19 protein-coding genes are annotated in these 21,551 nt (G+C 72.2%); 4 read left to right on the top strand and 15 right to left on the bottom strand.

All coding sequences use genetic code 11. The features are described 5' to 3' along the window. Window positions 1-22: 22 nt before the first annotated feature. Entirely contained in the window at window positions 23-3,025 is a 3,003-nt protein-coding gene (locus tag ACFY0P_RS39300; protein WP_388924734.1) for a putative bifunctional diguanylate cyclase/phosphodiesterase, read from the bottom strand. A gap of 402 nt (window positions 3,026-3,427) precedes the next feature. Then, complete coding sequence (locus ACFY0P_RS39295; RefSeq protein WP_388924731.1) at window positions 3,428-4,378, bottom strand: 2-hydroxyacid dehydrogenase; 951 nt, start codon at window positions 4,376-4,378, stop codon at window positions 3,428-3,430. A gap of 295 nt (window positions 4,379-4,673) precedes the next feature. On the opposite strand from ACFY0P_RS39295, the gene ACFY0P_RS39290 reads away from it, so the two are divergent. Then, on the top strand, window positions 4,674-5,672 hold the full coding sequence (locus tag ACFY0P_RS39290) for an aldo/keto reductase (protein ID WP_388924728.1): 999 nt from the start codon (window positions 4,674-4,676) through the stop codon (window positions 5,670-5,672). A 222-nt stretch (window positions 5,673-5,894) separates the two neighbouring features. After that, window positions 5,895-7,034, top strand: coding sequence for a PQQ-dependent sugar dehydrogenase (locus ACFY0P_RS39285; RefSeq protein WP_388924725.1), 1,140 nt, complete (start codon window positions 5,895-5,897; stop codon window positions 7,032-7,034). A 16-nt stretch (window positions 7,035-7,050) separates the two neighbouring features. On the opposite strand, the gene ACFY0P_RS39280 is transcribed toward ACFY0P_RS39285, so the two are convergent. The 6 genes from ACFY0P_RS39280 to ACFY0P_RS39255 form a co-directional block, all read right to left on the bottom strand. Beyond that, window positions 7,051-7,263 carry a DUF6191 domain-containing protein gene (locus tag ACFY0P_RS39280; RefSeq protein WP_388924941.1) on the bottom strand — a complete coding sequence of 71 codons (213 nt, stop codon included), beginning with the start codon at window positions 7,261-7,263 and terminating at the stop codon, window positions 7,051-7,053. Window positions 7,264-7,294: 31 nt separating this feature from the next. Continuing rightward, a complete protein-coding gene (locus tag ACFY0P_RS39275; protein ID WP_388924722.1) occupies window positions 7,295-10,330 on the bottom strand; it encodes an AAA family ATPase in 3,036 nt (1,011 codons plus the stop codon). Between the two features lie 161 nt (window positions 10,331-10,491). Then, window positions 10,492-10,695, bottom strand: a complete 204-nt coding sequence (locus tag ACFY0P_RS39270) for a hypothetical protein (RefSeq protein WP_388924719.1) — start codon at window positions 10,693-10,695, stop codon at window positions 10,492-10,494. A gap of 207 nt (window positions 10,696-10,902) precedes the next feature. Then, window positions 10,903-11,559, bottom strand: a complete 657-nt coding sequence (locus ACFY0P_RS39265; protein WP_388924715.1) for a hypothetical protein — start codon at window positions 11,557-11,559, stop codon at window positions 10,903-10,905. Window positions 11,560-11,594: 35 nt separating this feature from the next. Further along, window positions 11,595-12,170, bottom strand: coding sequence for a GNAT family N-acetyltransferase (locus ACFY0P_RS39260; RefSeq protein WP_388924712.1), 576 nt, complete (start codon window positions 12,168-12,170; stop codon window positions 11,595-11,597). Between the two features lie 101 nt (window positions 12,171-12,271). After that, window positions 12,272-12,598: a hypothetical protein gene (locus tag ACFY0P_RS39255; RefSeq protein WP_388924709.1), complete on the bottom strand. Its 327-nt coding sequence runs from the start codon at window positions 12,596-12,598 to the stop codon at window positions 12,272-12,274. Window positions 12,599-12,784: 186 nt separating this feature from the next. Between ACFY0P_RS39255 and ACFY0P_RS39250 the strand changes: the two genes are divergently transcribed. Beyond that, window positions 12,785-13,594, top strand: coding sequence for a methyltransferase domain-containing protein (locus ACFY0P_RS39250; protein WP_388924707.1), 810 nt, complete (start codon window positions 12,785-12,787; stop codon window positions 13,592-13,594). Window positions 13,595-13,650: 56 nt separating this feature from the next. Here the strand turns inward: ACFY0P_RS39250 and gatB are convergent, their stop codons facing one another. The 6 genes from gatB to ACFY0P_RS39220 all read right to left on the bottom strand — a co-directional run bounded on the left by gatB (window position 13,651) and on the right by ACFY0P_RS39220 (window position 18,371). Continuing rightward, window positions 13,651-15,165, bottom strand: coding sequence for an Asp-tRNA(Asn)/Glu-tRNA(Gln) amidotransferase subunit GatB (gatB, locus tag ACFY0P_RS39245; protein ID WP_388924704.1), 1,515 nt, complete (start codon window positions 15,163-15,165; stop codon window positions 13,651-13,653). 15 nt (window positions 15,166-15,180) lie between these two features. Beyond that, window positions 15,181-15,423 carry a hypothetical protein gene (locus ACFY0P_RS39240; protein ID WP_123973960.1) on the bottom strand — a complete coding sequence of 81 codons (243 nt, stop codon included), beginning with the start codon at window positions 15,421-15,423 and terminating at the stop codon, window positions 15,181-15,183. Further along, a complete protein-coding gene (gatA, locus tag ACFY0P_RS39235; protein WP_388924701.1) occupies window positions 15,420-16,913 on the bottom strand; it encodes an Asp-tRNA(Asn)/Glu-tRNA(Gln) amidotransferase subunit GatA in 1,494 nt (497 codons plus the stop codon). Before gatA ends, ACFY0P_RS39240 begins: the two co-directional genes overlap by 4 nt. Before the next feature lie 6 nt (window positions 16,914-16,919). Then, window positions 16,920-17,216 (bottom strand): Asp-tRNA(Asn)/Glu-tRNA(Gln) amidotransferase subunit GatC, encoded by a 297-nt coding sequence (gene gatC, locus ACFY0P_RS39230; protein WP_007384860.1) that lies wholly within the window; start codon window positions 17,214-17,216, stop codon window positions 16,920-16,922. Between the two features lie 253 nt (window positions 17,217-17,469). After that, window positions 17,470-17,961, bottom strand: coding sequence for a cupin domain-containing protein (locus ACFY0P_RS39225; RefSeq protein WP_388924698.1), 492 nt, complete (start codon window positions 17,959-17,961; stop codon window positions 17,470-17,472). Between the two features lie 38 nt (window positions 17,962-17,999). Next, window positions 18,000-18,371 (bottom strand): DUF4267 domain-containing protein, encoded by a 372-nt coding sequence (locus tag ACFY0P_RS39220; RefSeq protein WP_388924695.1) that lies wholly within the window; start codon window positions 18,369-18,371, stop codon window positions 18,000-18,002. Window positions 18,372-18,467: 96 nt separating this feature from the next. Here ACFY0P_RS39220 and ACFY0P_RS39215 point away from each other — a divergent pair, with 96 nt between their 5' ends. Then, on the top strand, window positions 18,468-19,046 hold the full coding sequence (locus tag ACFY0P_RS39215; protein ID WP_388924692.1) for a TetR/AcrR family transcriptional regulator: 579 nt from the start codon (window positions 18,468-18,470) through the stop codon (window positions 19,044-19,046). Window positions 19,047-19,223: 177 nt separating this feature from the next. Here ACFY0P_RS39215 and ACFY0P_RS39210 read toward each other — a convergent pair whose 3' ends face one another. Next, complete coding sequence (locus ACFY0P_RS39210; RefSeq protein ID WP_388924689.1) at window positions 19,224-21,455, bottom strand: putative bifunctional diguanylate cyclase/phosphodiesterase; 2,232 nt, start codon at window positions 21,453-21,455, stop codon at window positions 19,224-19,226. Window positions 21,456-21,551: the final 96 nt, after the last annotated feature.

The raw sequence follows: 21,551 nt of genomic DNA, 5'->3' as shown, positions 1-21,551 counted from the left end.
TCCCTCTGACGCGCACCACGTGTCAAGTGGGTGGGACAGGCGTCTCATTATGTGAGCGTAGGGCACTTCCGCCTCCGAGTACGGCGGGCACACCACCGGTGTACACCCCCGAGCCGCCCCCGGCGAACGCCGGCTCGGCCGGTGCGTGCGGAACCGGATAATGGCCGGAACCGAGCGCCCGGCGCAGGCGGTACTCGTCCACCGGGCCGGAGAACGCCATACCCATCCCGTGCGTGCACCCCATCGCCCGCAACGCCGTGACCTGCTCGGGCAGGTCCACGCCCTCGGCCACGGACTCCAGGCCGAGATCGCAGGCGATCCGCAGCAGCCCGCTGGTGATCTTGTGCAGCCGGGCCGACTCGACGACCCCCTCGACCAGACTGCGGTCGAGCTTGAGCACGTCGACGGGGAGCTTGCGGAGGGCCGTGATCGCCGCGTAGCCGCTGCCGAAGCCGTCCAGCGCGATCCGGACACCGTGCCGGCTGAGCGCGGTCAGCCGGCGCTCCAGCTCGTCCAGCGGAACCCTGGGGTCGGTGTCGGACAGCTCCAGGAGCAGCGCCCCCGAGGGCAGCCCGTGCCGGGTGAGCAGAGCCTCCACGGAGCCGAGCGGCGAGGACCGGTCGAGCAGCCGCCGGGCGGAGGTCCGGACGGCGACCGGCACCACGAGCCCGCTCGCGGCCCGCTCGGCGGCCTGCTCGACCGCCTCCCGGAGGATCCAGCGGTCCAGCTCGGCGGTCTTGTCGCTGTCCTCGGCGACCCGCAGGAACTCGGCCGGTGTGAACAGCACTCCCTGCGAGGAACGCCAGCGTGCCTGCGCGGAGACCGATTCGATCCGGCCGTTCTCCAGGCACACCACGGGCTGGTGCAGCAGCGCGAACTCGCCGTCGTGCAGGGCGGCCCGCAGCCGGGTGGCCAGTTCCGCCTTGCGTACGACGTCCTGCTGCATCTGCGGCTTGTACAGCTTGACGCGGCCTTTTCCGGCCGACTTGGCGCGGTACATCGCCAGGTCGGCGTTGCGCAGCAACTCGCCCGCGCCGAGACCCGGTTCGGCGAAGGCGACACCGATGGACGCGTTGACACGGACATCGTTGCCGTCAATGGCGTACGGCTGGGAGAGGGTCACCCTGAGGCGGTCGGCGAGCTCCAGGATGTGCCGCTCCCGGGCACTGCGGTCACGGGTGCCGTCGCCGACGATCAGCGCCGCGAACTCGTCGCCGCCCAGCCGGGACGCGGTGTCGCCCTGGCGGACCGTGCCCTGGAGTCTGCGCGCGGCCTGGACGAGCAGTTCGTCCCCGGCCTGGTGCCCGATCGTGTCGTTGACGGCCTTGAACCCGTCCAGGTCGATGAAGAGCACCGCCGTGTTCCTGAGGGCCGGGCCCCGGTCGGAGGAGCGGCGGCCGGACAGGGCCTGCTGCACGCGCCGGGTGAACAGGGCGCGGTTGGGCAGGTCGGTGAGCGGGTCGTGCTCGGCGTTGTGCTGGAGCTGCGCCTGCAGGCGCACTCTTTCGGTCACGTCCCGGCTGTTGAAGATGAGGCCGCCGTGGTGGCGGTTGACGGTGGACTCGACGTTGAGCCAGCCGCCCTCGCCGGACCGGAACCGGCACTCGATGCGGGTCGTGGGTTCCTCCAGCGAGCTGGCGGCGAGGAAGCGGCGCACCTCGTGCACCACGCAGCCCAGGTCCTCCGGGTGGATGAGGCTGGCCAGTTCCGAGCCGACCAGGTCCTCGGCGGACCGCCCGTAGACCCCGGCGGCGGCCGGGGAGACGTACCGGAGGATGCCGTTCGGCGCGGCGATCATGATGACGTCGCTGGAGCCCTGCACCAGGGAGCGGAAGTGGTTCTCCTGCTGCGCCAGTTCCTGGGTGAGGGTGATGTTGTCGAGCAGCATGATGCCCTGGCGCACGACGAGCGCGAGGACCACGCAGCCGGCGGTGATCAGGACGACGTGGTCCGGACTGCGGCCGTTGAGGACGTTGTAGAGGATGCCCAGGGTGCACACGGCGGCGGCCAGGTACGGGGTGAGCGCGGCCAGGGAGCCGGTGATCGGCCGGCCGGCCGGGTAGCGGCTGTGGTCGCCTCCCGGGGTGGGCGCCGGCGGCTGCTTGGGCGCCGGGGCACGGCCGCCGGGCACGTGCTCGTGGACCACGCGCGTGTGCCCCTCGGGATCCTGGGAGCCCTGCGGCCGGGGCGCGGCCCAGGGGGCGTACGCGAGCAGCAGCGAGCCGGCGAACCAGCCCGCGTCCAGCAGCTGGCCGGAGCGGTAACTGCTGTGCAGCAGCGGCGAGGTGAACAGGGCGTCGCACATCACGGTCAGGGCGAGGGCGCCGATCGCGGTGTTCACCGCGGTGCGGTTGCCCGGCGAGCGCCGGAAGTGCAGCGCGAGCACCATGCTGACCAGGGCGATGTCCAGCAGCGGGTAGGCCAGCGAGAGCGCGGTGTGCGCGACGCTGGGCCCGTCGAACCGGGCGGCCTGGGCGAGCGCGAGGCTCCACGACAGGGTGAGCAGCGAGCCGCCGATCAGCCAGGCGTCCAGCGCCAGGCAGATCCAGCCGGCCTTGGTCACCGGCCGCTTGGCCAGCACCAGCAGACCGACGATCGCGGGCGGCGCGAAGCACAGGAAGAACAGGTCGGCATAGCTGGGGCTGGGCACGGGCCGGTGGAGCACGACCTCGTACCACCCCCAGACGGCGTTGCCCAGGGCCGCCATCGCCGAGGAGAGGGCGAACAGCAGCCAGGCAGGTCGAAAGCGGACCCGCGGGGAGCGGGCGTAGCAGAAGCACGACACGGCGGCGGTGCCGGCGGCCGCGGTCAGACCGAAGTCGCCCATGAACAGGGCGATCTGGTTCGAGCCCCAGTCGAACGCGGAACCGACGGCGTATCCCGCGCAGATCAGGGCCAGGACGAGTTGGCGGACCACGCCGGTCCCGCCGCCGATGGCCGGCGGCCGGGGGTGCGGCATCCCCGCCGGAGGCTGTGCCCGCAGCGCTCCGGGGAGGGTGGTCGTCACAGGCGTCGGCGCTGTCACCGGATGCTCCCGGTCCGCGCCGCTCCCTGGTCCCGTGGGTCCCGGTGCGCTGGGTGAGGGTGCCTCCTGCGTGCGCTGTGCCTGCGGTGGTGGTGATGGCTCGTGTGGTGGCCGCGTCTGCGCGCAGCTGTGCGCCAGGGTCGCCGCCGGCGGCTCCGCCGCGTCGGATCGTTCGTCCATAGGCCGTGCATCGCCCGTCGCCCCCCTCACAAATCTGAAATGTCCATCCCCGGCGCCGAACGGTGCGCGGCGCAGCCCCTTCCGGGACGATACACCAGTCTCGTCACTCAGGGACATAGCTTCTCTACGCTCCGTGACGACCAGCGGCTATGCGCGCACGCACCGCACCCGGAAGGTCGCGGACCGTACCGGAAGCGGATTACACGCGTATTGCCGTGATGGTCAGTTGTCGGTGGATCCCGTCGTCAAAATCACGTTTCGCAACGGCTCCCGGTTCACGAAACGGTTCAACTGATCGGTGACGAGGCGCTTGGCACGCGGCAGGAAGGCCGAGGTGGGGCCGCCGACATGAGGGCTGATCAGCACTCCGGGCGCCTGCCACAAGGGGTGCCCGGCCGGCAGCGGCTCGGGGTCGGTGACGTCGAGCGCGGCGGTGAGACGGCCGCTCTCCAGCTCGGCGAGGAGGGCCTTGGTGTCCACGACGGGCCCGCGCGCGATGTTCACGAGCAGTGCCCCGTCCTTCATCCGTGCGAGGAACTCCGCGTTGACCAGGCCACGCGTGGTGTCCGTGAGGGGCGTGGAAAGGATGACGACATCGGCTTCGGGAAGCAGAGTCGGCAGTTCGGTGAGCGGATGCACGGGACCGCGCGCCGAGGCGCGCCCGGAGCGCGCGACGCGCGCCACCCGCGCAACCTCGAAGGGCACGAGCCGGTCCTCGATGGCCGCGCCGATGGCGCCGTAGCCGACGATGAGGACGGACCTGTCGGCGAGTGCGGGGTGGAACCCGCCCTCCCACTGCTCCTGCTGCTGGGCTCGCACGAACCCCGGGATGCCGCGCAGGGAGGCCAGCGTGAGCGCGAGCGCGAGTTCGGCGGTGCTCGCCTCGTGGACGCCGCGCGCGTTGCACAGCAGCACGCCGGGGACGATGCGGTCACCGGCCGCGATCATGTCGTCGACACCGGCCGTGAGGGTCTGGACGAGCCGCAGGTTCCGCATCCGCACCAGCGGCCGCACCTTCACGTCCTGCCGCTTCATGTAGGGGACGACGTAGACGGCACAGTCGGCGGGGTCACCGGGGAACTCCTGGTCACCGTTCCAGAAGAGGTAATTGAGCCCTTCGGGCAGGTCCGTGAACTCGTCGGGCGGGATGGGGAGCCATGCGTCCTGGGTCATGGTCAGGAGGCTAGGGCCTGCCCGGCGGGTCCGGCCGTAGAAAAAAAGTCAGCAAGTGATCAGCGCAGGTGAGCGGGGTGGTGGGGGCACCTCCCGCGCGAGGTTGTTCGAGCGTGGGGGAGCGTGCAGCTGGAAGCTGGAAGGCGGAGGAGGGAGTCGACGCGGTGGGGGCACCTCCCGGCCGAAGGCGTGCCACGCCCCGCGTCTCCGGCAGGGCCCGCCGGGCAGGCCCTAGGTCAGGGGTGCGGCGGCAGCCGGGTTAGGTTGGGGGCCGGAGAAGGAGGTTCACGGGCTGGTGGAGCGCAGGACGATCGGCGCGGGGGCGCTCGCGGTGGGGGCCGTCGGACTCGGGTGCATGCCGATGAGCTGGGCGTACAGCGGGTCGCGGCAGCGGGGTGACGAGTCGCTGAGAACGGTGCACGAGGCCCTGGATTTGGGTGTGACACTCCTTGACACGGCCGACATGTACGGCCCGTTCACCAATGAGCTGCTGCTGGGGCGGGTGCTCAAGGAGCGGCGCGCGGAGGCCTTCGTGTCGACGAAGGTGGGTCTGCTGGTGGGCGATCAGCACATCGTGGCGAACGGTCGGCCCGGCTATGTGAAGCGGGCGTGCGACGCGTCGCTGCGCCGGCTGCAGACCGATGTCATAGACCTCTACCAGCTGCACCGCGCCGACCCCGAGGTTCCCGTCGAGGAGACCTGGGGCGCGATGGCGGAACTGGTGCAGGCGGGGAAGGTACGGGCGCTGGGGCTGTGCGCCGTGGGGGCGCGCGGGGGGCGCAGGTCCGGCGCGCGGCTGCACGACGCGACCCTGCGACAGCTTCGGCGGGTCCAGCAGGTGTTTCCGGTGAGCGCGGTGGAGGCGGAGCTGTCGGTGTGGTCGCCGGAGGCGCTGGAGTCGCTGCTGCCGTGGTGCGCGGCCCGGGGGGTGGGGTTCCTCGCGGCGATGCCGCTCGGCAACGGCTTCCTGACCGGCACGCTCACGCCGGGTGAGGGGTTCGAGCCGGACGACCTGCGGGCGCGGCACCCTCGCTTCACGGCGGAGATGATGGCGGCGAACCAGCCGATCGTGGCGGGGTTGCGGAGGGTGGCGGGCCGGCGGGGGGAGGGGGTCACCGCGGCTCAGGTGGCGCTGGCGTGGGTGCTGGCGCAGGGGCGGCAGGTGGTGCCGGTGCCGGGGACGAAGCAGGGGCGGTGGGTGGCCGAGAACGCCGGCTCGGTGGAGGTCCGGCTGACCGCGGAGGATCTGGCGGAGCTGGGCGGGCTGCCTGCTGCGCAGGGCTCCTGGGACTGACCGGCCACGCAAGTTCCGCCGTCGGTTCGGTGCGGCAGCGTCGTGGTTGCTCGCGCAGTTCCGCCCCCAGCCTTCGGCTGGGGGCGGGCGTTCGCATCATGATCCGCCCGACAGCCCCGCGCCCCTGACGGGGCGCGTTGTACTACCGTCGGTCGGAGGAGCCGAGGCCTGTTCGAAGGGATCGTGATCGTGCGACGTCGAGGTGGGGCCGCGGTGTTGGCGATGGCCGGCGTTCTGCTGGTGGCGGGCTGTTCCTCCGGCGGTGGTGGTGGGGGCCTGCCCACGCCGTCCTGGGCCGGGGGGCCGTCGGCGGACTCCTCCGGGGCCTCCGCGTCCGTCGGGGCATCGGACTCGGCCGCGCCCGCCAAGGGGACGGTCAAGGTGGTGCGCACCGTCGCCGAGGGGCTGAAGTCGCCCTGGGGGCTGGCGCCGCTGCCGGACGGGGCCGGGCTGCTGGTGTCCGACCGGGACGACGGGACGATCAGCAAGGTCGACGAGAAGACCGGGAAGACCACGGAGCTCGGGGTGGTCTCCGGGGTGTCCGCGGCGGGCGAGGGGGGCCTGCTGGGGATCGCGCTCTCCGCCGACTTCGCCTCGGACCACATGATCTACGCGTACTTCACGTCGGCCTCCGACAACCGCATCGTGCGCATGCTCTGGGACGAGAGCAAGCCGGCCAAGGAGCAACTGGGCGCCCCCGACACGATCTTCAAGGGCATTCCGAAGGGGGTCATCCACAACGGCGGCCGGATCGCCTTCGGCCCGGACGGCATGCTCTACGCGGGCACCGGGGAGAGCGGACAGCGCGGCCTCGCGCAGGACAAGGACTCGCTCGGCGGGAAGATCCTGCGGCTGACACCGGAGGGCGACCCGGCCCCCGGCAACCCGTTCCCGGACTCCCCCGTCTACACCTACGGCCACCGCAACGTGCAGGGCCTCGCCTGGGACGACAGGCAGCGGCTGTTCGCCTCGGAGTTCGGGCAGGACACCTGGGACGAGCTGAACGCCATCAAGCCCGGCGGGGACTACGGGTGGCCGAACGCGGAGGGGAAGTCGTCCGACCCCACGTACGTGGATCCGATCGCCCAGTGGCACACCGACGACGCCTCCCCGAGCGGCATCGCCTACGTCGACGGCGTCATCTGGATGGCCGCTCTGAAGGGGCAGCGGCTGTGGCGCATCCCACTGGACGGCACGACCGCGGCCGCGGCTCCGCAGGCCTTCCTCACCGGCGAGTACGGCCGCCTCCGCACGGTCGTGGCGGCCGGCGGCGACAAGGTGTGGCTGGTGACCAGCAACACCGACGGGCGGGGCAAGCCGAAGACGGGCGACGACCGGATCCTGGAGCTGGAGGTGAAGTAGGGGGCGGCGGCACCGCTCACTCCTCGTCGTCCCCGGAGTCCGCCGCGGGTTCGGTCGCGAGTCCGGTCGCGGGCTCCTCCTGCGGAAGCCGTATGACGACCTTGCCGGACGCGAGGTCTATCGGTCCGCGTCCGGGATCGGTGTCCCCCACGTCCTCCCGGGTCAGCTCCAGCCGTTTCTGCTCCTCGTGGGTGTGTTTGCGGCCGGGTGCGAACAGTTCCTCGAACATGTTGAACACGGTGCCTCCTGTGCCGGTCCCCTTACCTGGTCGGGTCGAGGGCCTCGACAGGGAACATCCCCAGTCTGTGCGCCACCGCCGCGGCCTCGCCCCTCCCTGCAACGCCCAGCTTGCCCAGAATGTTCGAGACATGGACGCTCGCGGTCTTCGGGGAGATGAAGAGCTCCTCGGCTATCTGGCGGTTGGTGCGGCCGGCCGAGACCAGGCGGAGGACGTCCCGCTCCCGGCTGGTGAGGCCGAGGCTCTCGGCGGGATCGAGGGCCCGGGGGGCGGCGCGGGTGGTGAGGGTGAGGCGGGCGCGCTGGGCGAGGAGGGCGACGGCCTCGGCGAGCGGGCGGGCGCCCAGGTGGTCGGCGACGGCCGCGGCCAGCCGGAGGAGTTCCGTCGCGCGGTCGCGTTCGTCGTCGCCGGTGGCCTCTTCGAGCAGGGCCTGGGCGAGGCGGCGGCGGACCCGGGCGAGGTCGTAGGGGCGGTCCAGGCACTCGAAGTCGGTGACCACGTCCGACCAGACGGCGGCGGTGGCGGTGCCCCGGGCGCGGTGCAACTCGGCGCGGGTCCAGCGCTCGTACGCCTGCCAGAGGGGTGCGCCGGTGGTGAGTGTGCGGGCGGCCTCGGCGAGCCGGTCGAGCGTCTCGGCGCGGCCGTCGGCCGCCGCGGGCAGCCCCCGGGCGTCGGCCTCGGCGGTGGCGGCGGCCAGCAGCAGGGGCCAGCCGTAGCGGTGGGTGCCGGGCGGGAAACCGGCCGCCAGGGCGCGGTCCAGCTCGGCGCGGGCGTCGAGGAGCCTGCCCTCCTCGGCGGCGACACCGATCGCGATCCGGGCGACCGGCAGCTGTGCCTGGGGCATCGGGTCGTGGGTGCCGTAGTGGGCGCGCGCGATGGCCAGCCGGCGGGCGGCCTCGGCCGTGTCGCCCCGGGCGAGGGCGATGTGGGCGAGGTGCAGGGCACCCGCGCCCCGGGGCTTGGCGCTGGCCGCGGAGCCGAGGGCGCCCGCGGCGGCTTCGGCGGCCTCGTCCCACCGGCCGAGCGCGTACAGCGACTCGGAGAGGTTGCCCCAGACCCATCCCTCGGCGTCGAGCAGGCCGTATCTGCGGGTGAAGGCGATGCCCTCGCGCTGGATCGGCACGGCCTCGCGGGAGCGGCCGACCGAATCAAGCTCGGAGGGGAGGTTCGTGTAGACACGGCCCGCGACATGGACGACGCCTTCCTGGAGCGCGGCGTCCCTGACGCGCTCCAGCTCCGCGAGGCCGTTCTCGACGTCACCCGCGTCGACCGTGAGGCAGCCGAGGGTGACGCGCGCGTTGAGCTCGATCTCCCGGGCACCCACCATCCGCGCGTACTGCACGGCCCGTTCGGCGGCGGCGAAGGCCTCGGGGCCCGGTCGGTGCAGCATCGACCAGGTGGCGGCGTTGGCCAGCACGTCGGCGTGCACCTCGGAGGGCGGCAGGCCGTGCACCAGGTCCTGGGCGGTGGCGAGCTCCTGCCAGCCGTCGCCGCGGGCGAGACCCTGGACCAGCCGGGAGCGCTGCACCCAGAACCAGGCGGCACGCTGCGGGTCGTGCTCGTCCTGGAGGATCCGCAGCGCCTTCTTGGTGATCTTCAGGGCGCGTTCGCGCTCCCCGCAGAAACGGCCGGCGACGGCCGCCTCCGCCATCAGGTCGAGATAGCGCAGCGGGGTGGTGGCGGGATCGCAGCCGCAGGGAGGGTAGACGTCGGTGTAGTCGACGGGGCGCAGGGCCGCGCGGACCTCCTCGGGGGCGGTGTCCCACAGCTCCATCGCCCGCTCCAGGAGCCGCAGTTGCTCGCTGTAGGCGTGCCGGCGGCGGGCCACGACGGAGGCGTCGAGGACGGCCGGCAGGGCCTTGGCCGGGTCGTGGGCCTGGTACCAGTAGCTGGCCAGACGGGTCACGCGCGCGTCGGCCGACACCAGCTGGGGGTCGGCCTCCAGCGCCTCGGCGTAGCGGCGGTTGAGCCGGGAACGCTCGCCGGGCAGCAGGTCGTCGGCGACGGCCTCGCGGACCAGGGAGTGCCGGAAGCGGTAGCCGTCGCCGGCGGGAGTGGCGGTGAGGAGGTTGGCGCCGACGGCGGCCCGCAGCGCCTCGATGAGGTCGTCCTCGGCGAGCTGGGCGACGGCGGCGAGCAGCCGGTACTCGACGGTGGAGCCGCCCTCTGCGACGATCCGGGCCACCCGCTGGGCGCTCTCGGGCAGCGCCTCGACCCGGACCAGGAGCAGGTCGCGCAGTGAGTCCGTGAGCCCGGTGCAGCAGCCCTCGGCTGCGGCCACCGCGAGTTCCTCGACGAAGAAGGCGTTGCCGTCGGAGCGTTCGAAGATCTCGTCGACCTGGGCGGGATCGGGTTCGGCGGCGAGGATGCCGGCGATCTGGCGGCCGACCTCCTCGTGGCTGAATCGGGCGAGTTCGAGGCGGCGGACGGTGCGCAGCCGGTCGAGTTCGGCGAGCAGGGGGCGCAGCGGATGGCGACGGTGGATGTCGTCGGAGCGGTAGGTGGCGAGGACGACGAGCCTGCCGGTGCGCAGGGTGCGCAGCAGGTAGGCGAGGAGGTGGCGGGTGGAGGCGTCGGCCCAGTGCAGGTCCTCCAGGGCGACGACCACCGTGCGCTCGGCGGCGACCCGCTCGAGGAGACGGGCGGTGAGTTCGAAGAGGCGGGCCATGCCCTGTTCGTCGTGGCGGCCGGAGGTGGCCTCGCCGAGTTCGGGCAGCAGCCGGGCCAGCTCGTCCTCCTGGCCGGCGGCGGCCGCGGCCAGCTCGTCGGGCAGGGCGGCCCGCAGCGCGCGCAGGGCGGTGGAGAAGGGGGCGAACGGCAGCCCGTCGGCGCCGATCTCCACGCAGCCGCCCAGGGCGACGACCGCGCCTCGGCGGCAGGCGGCCGTGGCGAACTCCTCGACCAGCCGGGTCTTGCCGACGCCGGCCTCGCCGCCGAGCAGCAGCGCCTGCGGCTCGGCGGCCGAGGCACGCTCGAGCGCGTCGTCGAGTGTGTCCAACTCGTCGCTGCGGCCTACGAACACGGGACTCACGGACCTGGTTTCCACAGGCCAGAGCATCGCATGGGGCCCGGAGCCCACGGCAGCGGTTTTCCACAGCTCCGGTGCGCTTGTCGTACCGGTGGACGGCAGCGCGGGAAGCCGGTGGCCCACCCCCGTAGGGCCACCGGCTTCCCCGTTCCCGGTCGCCGGGCGGTCGGTGCCGCCCGGCCGCCTCGTGTTCACGCGGCGCGCGGGAGCCGGCGCCGGCCACGGCGGCCGGTATGGGCCTCCTGTGCCGTCGTGGCGTCTCCCGTCACCGCGCCGTCCCGGGCGTCGCGGCGTGCGGCCCGGCGGGAGCGGACGGCCTCGCGGACGAGACGGGCGTCCTCGGCCTGCCGGCGCAGTTCGGCGGAACGGATCCGGTGGAGTTCGTACTCGAACATGTCGGGTTCCCTTGTGAGAGTGGGTGGTTGGGCTTCGCTTTCCGCGATGCCTCCACCTTCGTCTCCCAGGGGGGTGCGCCACATCGGGAGAGTTCCGCATCTTCGCGGGGCCGCCCGGCCCCGGACGCGCGTAAGGGGCCTCAGACCGCCCGTAAGGTGCTTACGGACGCCCTAAGGCCCCTTCTGACCTGGGCCGTCGCAGTCGGCTCAGCTGGTCGACGGCAGTCCGAGGAGTGCGTCGGAGTACTTGAGGACGGCCAGCAGCAGGCCGATGACGCCGAGCGCGACACCCGCCCAGGCGACCGACTTGATCCACGGCGCCTGCGGCTTGCCGGGGGCACCGAAGGCGGGCCGGGCCAGCACCACGACGCCGGTGAGCAGCGCGGCCAGCGCGAACAGACCCGCCCACAGCGCGGTGGTCGCCCACGCGTCGCCGTACACCTCCTTGACCTGCTTGGCGACGCTCGCGGTCGACGACGTCTGGAGCTGGCCGACGAGGGTCTCGCGGGCGGCGGCCACCGTACCGATCCAGCCGCCCGTGAGGGAGACCAGGCCGAGCGCGACGGAGACGACGGCACCGGCACCCTGGCCGACGCCGGACGGCCCCTCGGCCTCGGCCAGGTCCCCGGCGAGGTCGGCGTCGTCCACCAAGTCCTCAGCGTCCTGCGCGTCCTCCGCGTCGAGGTCGGCGTCCGTGCTGTCGGCGGCCTCGGTACCGGCGGCCGCCGCCTCCGGCTCGGCCCCGGCCTCGGTGGCGGACTCCGACACGTCGTCGGCGCTCTTGGTGACGCTCACCTTCTCCTCGTCGGTCGTGGCTTCGGCGCCCGTCTCGGCACCGGTCTCGTCAGCTGTCTTGGTTCCCATGTCCGGCACCGTACGGATCCTGTCTGAGAGGCGTCTTAATGATCGTTCTCTACGGCACGCGCGCGTGCTTCACGCCATTCCGGGGCGAGGATCGACCACACCTCCAGGTCGTGCCGTAGGCCACCATAGGGGTGCGCCTGCCGGCGTACGCCATCGCGGGTCATCCCCAGCCGCCGGGCGACGTTCAGGCTGGGCTCGTTGCCCGAGGCGGCGACCCACTCGATCCGGTGGATGCCGCGCTGCTCGACCGCGAAGTCGAGCAGTACCCGCATCGCGCGCGTGACGAGTCCGCGCCCGGTGCCGGCCGGCTCCAGCCAGCAGCCGACCTCGGCGTTCCCGTGTTCGGCGTCGAAGTTCAGGAAGAGCACCCCGCCGACGAGCGTGCCCTCCAGCCACAGGCCGTGCAGGGAGCCGGTGTCGGCGGCGCGCATGTCGGCGTACCGCTGGAGCATGGCCCGCGCGGCGGGCACGTCCGTCTCCTTGGAGCCGAAGGAGATGAACTGACCGATGAACTCCCGCCCGCGTTCCAGGTGGGCCAGGAACTCCTCGGCGTGCCAGGGCTCCAGTGGGCGCAGTTCGGCGCCGTCGTCACCCAGGGATATCGCGTACATCGTGTCTCTCCACTTCCACCGCGTTCTCGGCCGGGCCCGTCGACCCTCTCATGCGCGGCGCGCCACTCGGCGCGGCTCGATACCGGTCCGGGGCGGGCGCGTCAGTCGAACTGGTCTCCGAGAGCCATGACCATGACCCCCAGGATCATCAGCCAGAGAGCCCAGCGGGTACGGCCCCGGGACCCGAGCGCCGCCGCGAACACGCACACGGCGGATCCGGAGCCGTAGGCGGACGGCACCAGGGCGGGCACGCCCCCGCCCACTCTCATCAGCGAGGCGGTGAGCCCCATCAGGGCCAGCAGCACCCCGGTCACGGTGGCGGTCCAGCGGGCCCGACGGGCGTCCTCGTAGAGGTCCTCGTCCTCGTCGTCCGCGGACTCCACCCCGGTTATCTCGGGTTCGGCGTCGGATTCGGCGTGTGCGGTCATGGCGGGCGAGCGTAGTACCCGCACCTGAGGAAATCGGCTGCGGACCAGGTGGACAACTGCTAGCTTCCGCTGGTCAGCCCTGACCGGCCCCTCGCCGGCGACCGAAGCGGGTGCATTGTTTGACGGTCCGAATGAGCTCCTACGCATCGCCCTTCACTACGAAGATCACAAGGAGCCCGTTCAGCCATGTCCGACGCCATCTCTCCCGCACCGTCGAAGGACGCCTCTCTCACTGACCGCCTGACCCTCCCCCGGTACCCGCTCAGCAGCGCCTACGACGCCCGCTGGGCCGTCGAGAACCAGATGGGCCCGCACGCCCTGTGGCTGCTGGAATGGCTGGTCCCCGCCCTCGGCCTGGACACCCTGCGCCCCTGCGCGCGCGTGCTCGACCTGGGCTGCGGCCGGGCGATGACCTCGATCTTCCTGGCCAGGGAGTTCCACGCGCAGGTCACCGCCGCGGACCTGTGGATCAGGCCCGACGACAACGCCCGGCGCATCGCCGAGGCGGGGTTCGCCGACCGGGTGCAGCCCGTGCACGTCGAAGCGCACGACCTGCCCTTCGCCGAGGGCGGCTTCGACGCGATCGTCTCGGTCGACGCGTACCAGTACTTCGGCACCGCCGACCTCTATCTGCCCACGCTCACCCGGCTGCTGAAGCCCGGCGGGCGGATCGGGATCGTCGTGCCCGCGGTGCGCGAGGAGCTGGACGGCGCCGAGCCGCCCGAGCACCTGAAGGCGCACTGGGACCCCGGTTTCTGGGCGTTCCACTCCGTCGGCTGGTGGCACCGCCACTGGACCCGCAGCGGGGCCGTGCAGGTCGAGGCCGCCGACTGGCTGGAGGACGGCTGGCGCGACTGGCTGCTGTGGAGCGAGGTGTGCGCCGCGGAGAGCCCGGACCCGGAGATGGCCCGGATGGCCCGGGAGTCGGTGGAGCTGGTGAAGGCGGACCAGGGGCAGCTGCTCGGCTTCGCCCGGATCGTGGGCCGCCGCCGCTGACGCGGTACGGCCCCGGAGGCGCTGCCTCCGGGGCCGTACCAGGTGCGTGCTGCCGCTCAGCCCTCGCTGACGCCCAGCTTCTCCAGGATCAGCTCCTTGACGCGGGCCGCGTCGGCCTGGCCGCGGGTCGCCTTCATGACCGCGCCGACCAGGGCACCGGCCGCGGCCACCTTGCCGCCGCGGATCTTGTCGGCGACGCCCGGGTTGCCGGCGATGGCCTCCTCGACGGCGGCGGTCAGCGCGCCCTCGTCGGAGACGACCTTCAGACCGCGCTTGTCGACGACCTCGTCCGGGGTGCCCTCGCCCGCGAGGACGCCCTCGATGACCTGCCGGGCCAGCTTGTCGTTCAGGTCGCCCTTCGAGACCAGCTCGGTGACCCGGGCGACCTGCGCCGGGGTGATCGCCAGCTCGTCCAGCGAGGTGCCCGACTCGTTGGCGCTGCGCGCCAGTTCGCCCATCCACCACTTGCGGGCGGAGGCCGCGTCGGCCCCGGCGTCGATGGTGGCGACGATCAGGTCCAGCGCGCCGGCGTTGATGATCGCCTGCATCTCCACCGCGGAGACGCCCCACTCGGCGAGCAGCCGGTTGCGGCGCGCCAGCGGCATCTCCGGCAGCGCGGCGCGGATCTCCTCGACCCATTCGCGCGAGGGCGCCACGGGGACCAGGTCGGGCTCCGGGAAGTACCGGTAGTCCTCGGCCTCCTCCTTCACGCGGCCCGAGGTCGTCGACCCGGTGTCCTCGTGGAAGTGCCGGGTCTCCTGGACGATCGTGCCGCCGGAGGACAGCACCGCCGCGTGCCGCATGATCTCGAAGCGGGCCGCACGCTCCACGGACCGCAGCGAGTTCACGTTCTTGGTCTCGGAACGCGTGCCGAACTTGTCCGTGCCGTTCGGGCGCAGCGACAGGTTCACGTCGCAGCGCATCTGCCCCATCTCCATGCGGGCTTCCGACACGCCCAGCGCCCGGATGAGCTCGCGCAGCTCACGGACGTACGCCCGCGCGACCTCGGGGGCCCGCTCGCCCGCGCCCTCGATCGGCTTGGTGACGATCTCGATGAGCGGGATGCCCGCGCGGTTGTAGTCGAGCAGGGAGTGGGACGCGCCGTGGATACGGCCGGTGGCGCCGCCGACGTGCGTCGACTTGCCGGTGTCCTCCTCCATGTGGGCGCGCTCGATCTCCACGCGGAAGGACTCCCCGTCCTCCAGCTGCACGTCGAGGTAGCCGTTGAAGGCGATCGGCTCGTCGTACTGGGAGGTCTGGAAGTTCTTCGGCATGTCCGGATAGAAGTAGTTCTTCCGGGCGAAGCGGCACCACTCGGCGATCTCGCAGTTCAGCGCGAGGCCGATCTTGATCGCGGACTCGACGCCGGTCGCGTTGACGACCGGGAGCGCGCCGGGCAGGCCGAGGCAGGTCGGGCAGGTCTGCGAGTTGGGCTCGGCGCCCAGCTCGGTCGAACAGCCGCAGAACATCTTGGTCCTGGTGCCGAGTTCGACATGGACCTCGAGGCCCATGACGGGGTCGTAGGACGCCAGCGCGTCCTCGTACGACACCAGGTCGATCGTGGTGGTCACGGTGAAACTTCCCTCTCAGCCCAGCAGGACGTCGTCGTCGCCCAGCCGCTTCAGCTCGCGGTAGAGGATGGCGAGGCCGGTGACGATCGCGACGGCGGACACGGTGGCGTCGATGAGCCGGAGCGTGTCGTGCTCGGCGCGGGCCTTCTTGATCTGCTTGGCGACACCGACCGCGCCGAACGCGGTGGTGGCCATGGACAGGTACGTACCGGACTTCGACTTCTTGAAGCCCTTGGCCTTCGACAGTGCGTTGCTCACAGCGACGGTGCCTCCTCAAGGAGCGGGTGGCCCCACTTTTCCACGAAGGCGGCCTCGACGGCGGCGCCGACCTTGTAAAGGCGGTCGTCCTTCAGCGCCGGCGCGATGATCTGCAGGCCCACCGGGAGGTTGTCCTCCGGGGCGAGACCACAGGGCAGCGACATCGCCGCGTTGCCCGCGAGGTTCGTCGGGATGGTGCACAGGTCGGCCAGGTACATCGCCATCGGGTCGTCGGCGCGCTCGCCGATCGGGAAGGCGGTGGTCGGCGTCGTCGGGGAGACGATCACGTCGACCTGCTCGAAGGCCTTCTCGAAGTCGCGCGTGATGAGCGTGCGGACCTTCTGGGCGGAGCCGTAGTACGCGTCGTAGTAGCCGCTGGACAGCGCGTAGGTGCCGAGCATGATGCGGCGCTTGACCTCGGGCCCGAAGCCCGCCTCACGGGTGATCGACGTGACCTCCTCGGCCGAGTGCGAGCCGTCGTCACCCGTCCGCAGGCCGTAGCGCAGGCCGTCGAAGCGGGCGAGGTTGCTCGAGCACTCGCTGGGCGCGATGAGGTAGTACGCCGACAGCGCGAGGTCGAAGGACGGGCAGTCCAGCTCGACGATCTCGGCGCCCAGCTCCTTCAGCAGCGCGACGGACTCGTCGAACCGCTGGATGACACCGGCCTGGTAGCCCTCGCCGCGGAACTGCTTGACCACGCCGACGCGCATGCCCTCGACGCTGCCGTTGCGGGCGGCCTCGACGACCGGCGGCACGGGCGCGTCGATGGACGTGGAGTCCATCGGGTCGTGCCCGGCGATGACCTCGTGCAGGAGGGCCGCGTCCAGGACCGTGCGGGCGCACGGCCCGCCCTGGTCCAGGGAGCTGGAGAAGGCGACCATGCCGTACCGGGACACCGCGCCGTACGTCGGCTTCACGCCGACCGTGCCGGTGACGGCGGCCGGCTGACGGATGGAGCCGCCGGTGTCGGTGCCGATGGCGAGCGGCGCCTGGAAGGAGGCGAGGGCTGCGGACGAGCCGCCTCCGGAGCCACCGGGGATCTTGGTCAGGTCCCACGGGTTGCCGGTGGGCCCGTACGCGCTGTTCTCCGTGCTCGACCCCATGGCGAACTCGTCCATGTTGGTCTTGCCGAGGATGACCACGTCGGCGGCCTTCAGCCGCTTGGTGAGGGTGGCGTCGTACGGCGGGATCCACCCCTCCAGGATCTTCGAACCGACGGTCGTGGGAATGCCCTCGGTGGTGAAGATGTCCTTGAGCGCGAGCGGTACGCCGGCGAGCGGGCCGAGCTTCTCGCCCCGGGCCCTCTTCTCGTCGACGGCACGGGCCTGCGCCAGGGCGCCCTCACGGTCGACGTGCAGGAAGGCGTGCACCTTCTCGTCGACGGCCTCGATCCGGGCCAGGTGGGCCTCGGTGACCTCGACGGCCGTGAGCTCGCCGGCGGCGATCTTCTCGGCGATCTCGGCGGCGCCGAGCTTGATGATGTCCGTCATGGCTGTCTAGTCCTCCCCCAGGATCTGCGGCACCTTGAAACGCTGCTGCTCCTGGGCCGGGGCGCCGGAGAGCGCCTGCTCGGGGGTGAGCGAGGGACGGACCTCGTCCGCGCGCATGACGTTCGTCAGCGGCAGCGGGTGCGAGGTCGGCGGTACGTCTTGGTCGGCGACCTCGCTGACGCGGGCGACCGCGCCGATGATGTCGTCCAGCTGGCCGGCGAAGTGTTCGAGTTCTTCGGGCTTCAGCTCCAGACGCGCCAGCCGGGCGAGGTGGGCGACCTCCTCGCGCGTGATGCCAGGCATGCAGCGTTCCTCTGGGGTGAGTGTGGGTGGTTTGGAGCGGGGTGCTGGCGTCACCTTTCCGCCGTCCGCCCGACGGGCGGGCCTCGCGGCGTCTGGTGCGTGCGATCGCAAGGCGCCGGAGCACCCTCGTGGCGGAGCCACGTGGGCGATTCGGCAACGCGGCGAGCGCGCGTGCCAGGCGTCGCGAGGCAGGCGGAAAGGTGACGCCAGTGCCCAATCCTATGGGGCGGGGCCGCGTACCCGTTAAACGGTTTCAGTGGCGGGTGTCCCAGGCCTCGCTCCGCAGGTAGTGGTTGTCGTACAGCTCCTGCACCTCCAGGAGGCTCTCCAGGGTGGCCTCGCCCAGTCGCAGGCGCTGCAGGTGGCGGAAGTACTCGAAGCGCTCCACGCCGGGTGTGATGACGATGAGTATGTCGGCGGTACTGCCGGGGACCGCCGCGAAGGCGTGCGGTCTGCCGGGCGGGACGACGACCAGGTCACCGGGTCCGGCGGTGACGACGTCGTCGCCGGAGAGCACGTCGGCGGCTCCGCCGAGCAGGTAGAACATCTCGGCGGAGTTGCGGTGCAGATGCGGCACGGCGCCGTCGGCGCCCTCCCCCAGCGTGACGCGCACGGTGGAGAGCGCACCGCCGGTGGCACTGCTGTCGGCGAGCAGCCTGACGCCGACCGGGTCACCGCCGACGACCTCGGCGTCGGCCTCCCGCACGATCACGGACTCGTCGAACTTCGGCACGAACAACGACATTTCAGTACCCCCTGTTGATGACGACGTGTCGCGGGCGGTCAGACGAGGAACAGCAGGGCGGCGCTGATCAGTACAACGATCGCGGTGGCGAAGTGGATCCCGTAGGCGACCGCCTTCGCCCCGCCGTTCCGGAGCACGGTCACCGTGTCCCCGAACGGTATGAGTGCCACGCACAGCATGAACCAGGCCTCGGCGTGCGCACCGGCGAAGGCCAGCAGCGCGAGCCCCACGACCCCGAACGTGCCGTCCCTGAGGCCCTTGACCGTGAGGTAGGCGCCGGCGTCGCCCGTCGGGTCGGCGGGGACGCCGTAGCCGGCGGCGGCGGGCCGCGGCTGGAACAGGAACCGGTAGCCGAGGAACAGGCAGAACAGGTCGAGCAGGACGGCGAGCGTGTAGGCGGTGACGGTCATCGTGGCCCCCTGTTGATTGTTTTCTAGCAGCGCTAGTACTGATAGCGAAGCTAGCAGAGCATCGACAGATTGGCTAGCACTGCTAGAATCCGGAGCATGTCGATTCAGAACCGCCGGGAACGCGAACGGGCAGAGCGCGAGCAGCTGATCGTCTCGGCCGCCCGCGAACTCGCCGAGACGGAGGGCTGGGACGCGGTGACGACCCGTCGCCTGGCCGCCGAGATCGAGTACAGCCAGCCGGTCCTCTACAGCCACTTCAAGGGCAAGGACGCGATCATGGCGGCGGTGGCCGTCCAGGGCTGCGCGGACCTGGCGGAGGAGCTACGGGCGGCACACGCGTCGGCGACGGGCACCCGGGAGGCACTGGCCGCGGTGGCGACCACGTACACGTCGTTCGCGCGCCGCCGCCCGGCCCTCTACGACGCGATGTTCACCCACCTGGTGGACCTCCCGTTCGCCACCCCCGAGGCCCCTGAGCCGCTGCAGGCGGCCTTCGGCGAGATCCTGCGGGCGGTCGAGCCGATCACCGGCGACGGCGAGAACGCGGGCGCCCTGACCGAGACCTTCTGGGCAGCCCTGCACGGCCTGGTGACCCTGATGCGCAGCGGCCGCCTCCCGGAAGAGGCCCACGAAACGAGGCTGGCGCTACTGGTCGCCCACTTCGTCACTCCGTGAGGGGCCAGCCCCCTGCTTCTGCTTTTTGCTTTCAGGGGCGCTGGGGGTACCCCCGGCCGAAGGCTGGGCGAGGAACTGCGCGACCAGCCACAACGCACCCGCAGCCGCCATACGACCGCACCCCCACGGCAGACGCTCACCTCTTGAGAAGCGGTGAACGGGCGGCCGGGTGGGCGGCTATTCGGCGGCCGGCAACGCCGCCCGCGGCCGCTGCCACCCCCGCGACCCCCGCGCCAGCAGCCACGCCGTGGTCTCCTCCGGCGGCATCGCCGCCGCCACCAGCCACCCCTGCACGGCGTCACACCCGAGGTCCCGCAGCCGCTCCCACGTCTCGTCGTCCTCCACGCCCTCCGCGACCACCAGCAGCCCGAGCGAATGCGCGAGGTCGACCGTGCAGCGCACGATCTCCGCGTCCTCGTTGTCGACCGCCAGCCGGGCCACGAAGGACCGGTCGATCTTGAGCTCGCTCACCGGCAGCCGCCGCAGGTGCACGAGCGACGAGTACCCGGTGCCGAAGTCGTCGAGCGACATCTTCACGCCGTGCCCGTTCAGCCCCGCGAGGGTGTCGGCGGCCCGCTGCGGGTCCTCGAGGAGCACATGCTCGGTTATCTCCAGCTGCAGCGCCCCGGCCGGCACCCCGTGCCGCGCCAGCCGCGCCGCCACCAGGCCGGCGAACCCCGGCGTGTGGACGTCCCGCGGCGAGACGTTGACCGCCACCGGCACCCGCAACCCCTGCGCCCGCCACTCGGCGACCTGCCCGAGCGCGGTCTCCAGCACGTACTCCGTCAGATGGGGCATCAGCCCGGAGGACTCGGCGATCGCTATGAACTCGTCCGGCGGCACCTTCCCCCGCTCGGGGTGCACCCACCGCACCAGCGCCTCAAGACCGGCCACCTGGCCGTCGAAGCGCACCTTCGGCTGGTAGTGCAGCTGCACCTCGTGGGCGTCCAGGGCGCGCCGCAGATCGCCCAGCAGGCCCAGCCGGTCGGGAGTGTTGGAGTCCCGCTTGGACTCGTACACCTCGACGCCGGTACGGTCCCGTTTGGCCTGGTACATCGCCACGTCCGCCCGGCGCAGCAGCCCCTCCGCGTCGAGCGCGTGGTCGGGGAAGACGGCGACACCCGCGCTGGCCTCCAGGACGAGGGTGAGCCCGTCGAGGTCGAGCGGGGAGGAGAGGGCCGTGACGAGGCCGCGGGCCACCCGGGTGGCCGAGGTCGTGGAATCGGCGACCGGGAGTAAGACCGCGAACTCGTCCCCGCCGAGCCGGGCCGCCTCCGCACCGCGCGGCAGCGCGGCCCGCAGCCGGTCGGCTATCTGGAGGAGCAGCCGGTCACCGGCGAGATGACCGAGTGTGTCATTGACCGAACGGAACCGGTCGAGGTCGATCAGCATGAGGGCGGAGCGGGCGCCGATGCGTTCGGCGTCGTCGAGGGCGGTCCAGATCCGCTCGAGCAGCCACTGCCGGTTGGGCAGTCCGGTCAGCGGGTCGCGCAGCTGCTCCTCGGCGCGGGCCCGGGCTATCCACAGGGTGGAGTCGAGGGCGACCAGCGGGATGGAGAACAGCGGGAGCAGCAGCGGCTGGGCGACGGCGACCACGCAGATCAGCGGGGCGATGCCGAGCAGGGCGACGGCGACCAGGCCCTGGCGCATCAGGGCGGTGCGGGCGACGGTGGGCAGGCCGCCGCCGCGCGGTGCGTGCAGGTACCAGAGCAGGGCCCGGGTGACGAGGAGGTAGGCGACCGCGACGAGCACGACCTCTGGGGCGGTGGCGACGCTCCAGCTGCCCGGGTTCCAGGGCGACTCGACGGTCGGGACACGTCCGAACACGAGAAGTACCAGCGCACCGGCCCCGATGCCGAGGATGTCCACCGCGCCGTGCAGGACACCCTGCCGCCAGCGGTGGCGCCTGGCTATGCCGACCAGGACGACGACGGTGAGGCTGACCATGCCGGCCGGCACCCAGCCGTACAGCAGGAGGACGGCGAGGGTGAGGGCGGCGCCGGAACCGGTGCCGCCCCACCAGCGGGCGCGGCCGAGCAGGACGAGGTGGCCGACGATGATGCCGGTCAGCACCGCCATCGACCAGCCGACCGTGCCGGACGGGAAGAGGGCGTGGTCGTCGGAGAACGCGCGGTAGAAACCGGCGCCGAGGACGAACGCGGCGGCCGCGACGACTCCGGCGGGCAGCGCGGGCCAGGACAGGTGCCGTTCGTGATCGGTGCCGGCCAGGTCGGGTGGTGGTTCGACGGCGGCCAGCGGCAGCGGGTCACGCGCGTCCGCCGCGACGCTCACCGCCGGCACGCCGGGGCGCCGCTCGCCTCGCACCGTCCACCGGCTCCCCCGCCACGCGCCCGCCCGGCGGCGCAGCGGCAGCCGCGCGCCCGTGGCGGCGCTCTCGGTCGGTTCCATTCCCGTCCCTCTCACAGCCGGCGGTGCCCACGCCATGCGGTCCGTGCCCTGCCGGAGCACGGGAATGCTCCGACCGAGCTGGGCACGGCAGGTGCA

This window comes from Streptomyces sp. NPDC001714 (assembly GCF_042892755.1).
Classification (GTDB): domain Bacteria; phylum Actinomycetota; class Actinomycetes; order Streptomycetales; family Streptomycetaceae; genus Streptomyces.
The sequence above is the reverse complement of the archived record's forward strand: the minus strand, read 5'-3'. Positions and strand labels throughout refer to the sequence as shown.

Bases quoted from the DNA above. Each gene is read 5' to 3' on its own strand.
- ACFY0P_RS39295 (WP_388924731.1), bottom strand. From the start codon at position 4,378: ATGACCCAGGACGCATGGCTCCCCATCCCGCCCGACGAGTTCACGGAC.
- ACFY0P_RS39285 (WP_388924725.1), top strand. From the start codon at position 5,895: ATGGCCGGCGTTCTGCTGGTGGCGGGCTGTTCCTCCGGCGGTGGTGGT.
- ACFY0P_RS39280 (WP_388924941.1), bottom strand. From the start codon at position 7,263: ATGTTCGAGGAACTGTTCGCACCCGGCCGCAAACACACCCACGAGGAG.
- ACFY0P_RS39275 (WP_388924722.1), bottom strand. From the start codon at position 10,330: ATGCTCTGGCCTGTGGAAACCAGGTCCGTGAGTCCCGTGTTCGTAGGC.
- ACFY0P_RS39270 (WP_388924719.1), bottom strand. From the start codon at position 10,695: ATGTTCGAGTACGAACTCCACCGGATCCGTTCCGCCGAACTGCGCCGG.
- ACFY0P_RS39265 (WP_388924715.1), bottom strand. From the start codon at position 11,559: ATGGGAACCAAGACAGCTGACGAGACCGGTGCCGAGACGGGCGCCGAA.
- ACFY0P_RS39260 (WP_388924712.1), bottom strand. From the start codon at position 12,170: ATGTACGCGATATCCCTGGGTGACGACGGCGCCGAACTGCGCCCACTG.
- ACFY0P_RS39255 (WP_388924709.1), bottom strand. From the start codon at position 12,598: ATGACCGCACACGCCGAATCCGACGCCGAACCCGAGATAACCGGGGTG.
- ACFY0P_RS39250 (WP_388924707.1), top strand. From the start codon at position 12,785: ATGTCCGACGCCATCTCTCCCGCACCGTCGAAGGACGCCTCTCTCACT.
- gatA (WP_388924701.1), bottom strand. From the start codon at position 16,913: ATGACGGACATCATCAAGCTCGGCGCCGCCGAGATCGCCGAGAAGATC.
- gatC (WP_007384860.1), bottom strand. From the start codon at position 17,216: ATGCCTGGCATCACGCGCGAGGAGGTCGCCCACCTCGCCCGGCTGGCG.
- ACFY0P_RS39225 (WP_388924698.1), bottom strand. From the start codon at position 17,961: ATGTCGTTGTTCGTGCCGAAGTTCGACGAGTCCGTGATCGTGCGGGAG.
- ACFY0P_RS39220 (WP_388924695.1), bottom strand. From the start codon at position 18,371: ATGACCGTCACCGCCTACACGCTCGCCGTCCTGCTCGACCTGTTCTGC.
- ACFY0P_RS39215 (WP_388924692.1), top strand. From the start codon at position 18,468: ATGTCGATTCAGAACCGCCGGGAACGCGAACGGGCAGAGCGCGAGCAG.
- ACFY0P_RS39210 (WP_388924689.1), bottom strand. From the start codon at position 21,455: ATGGAACCGACCGAGAGCGCCGCCACGGGCGCGCGGCTGCCGCTGCGC.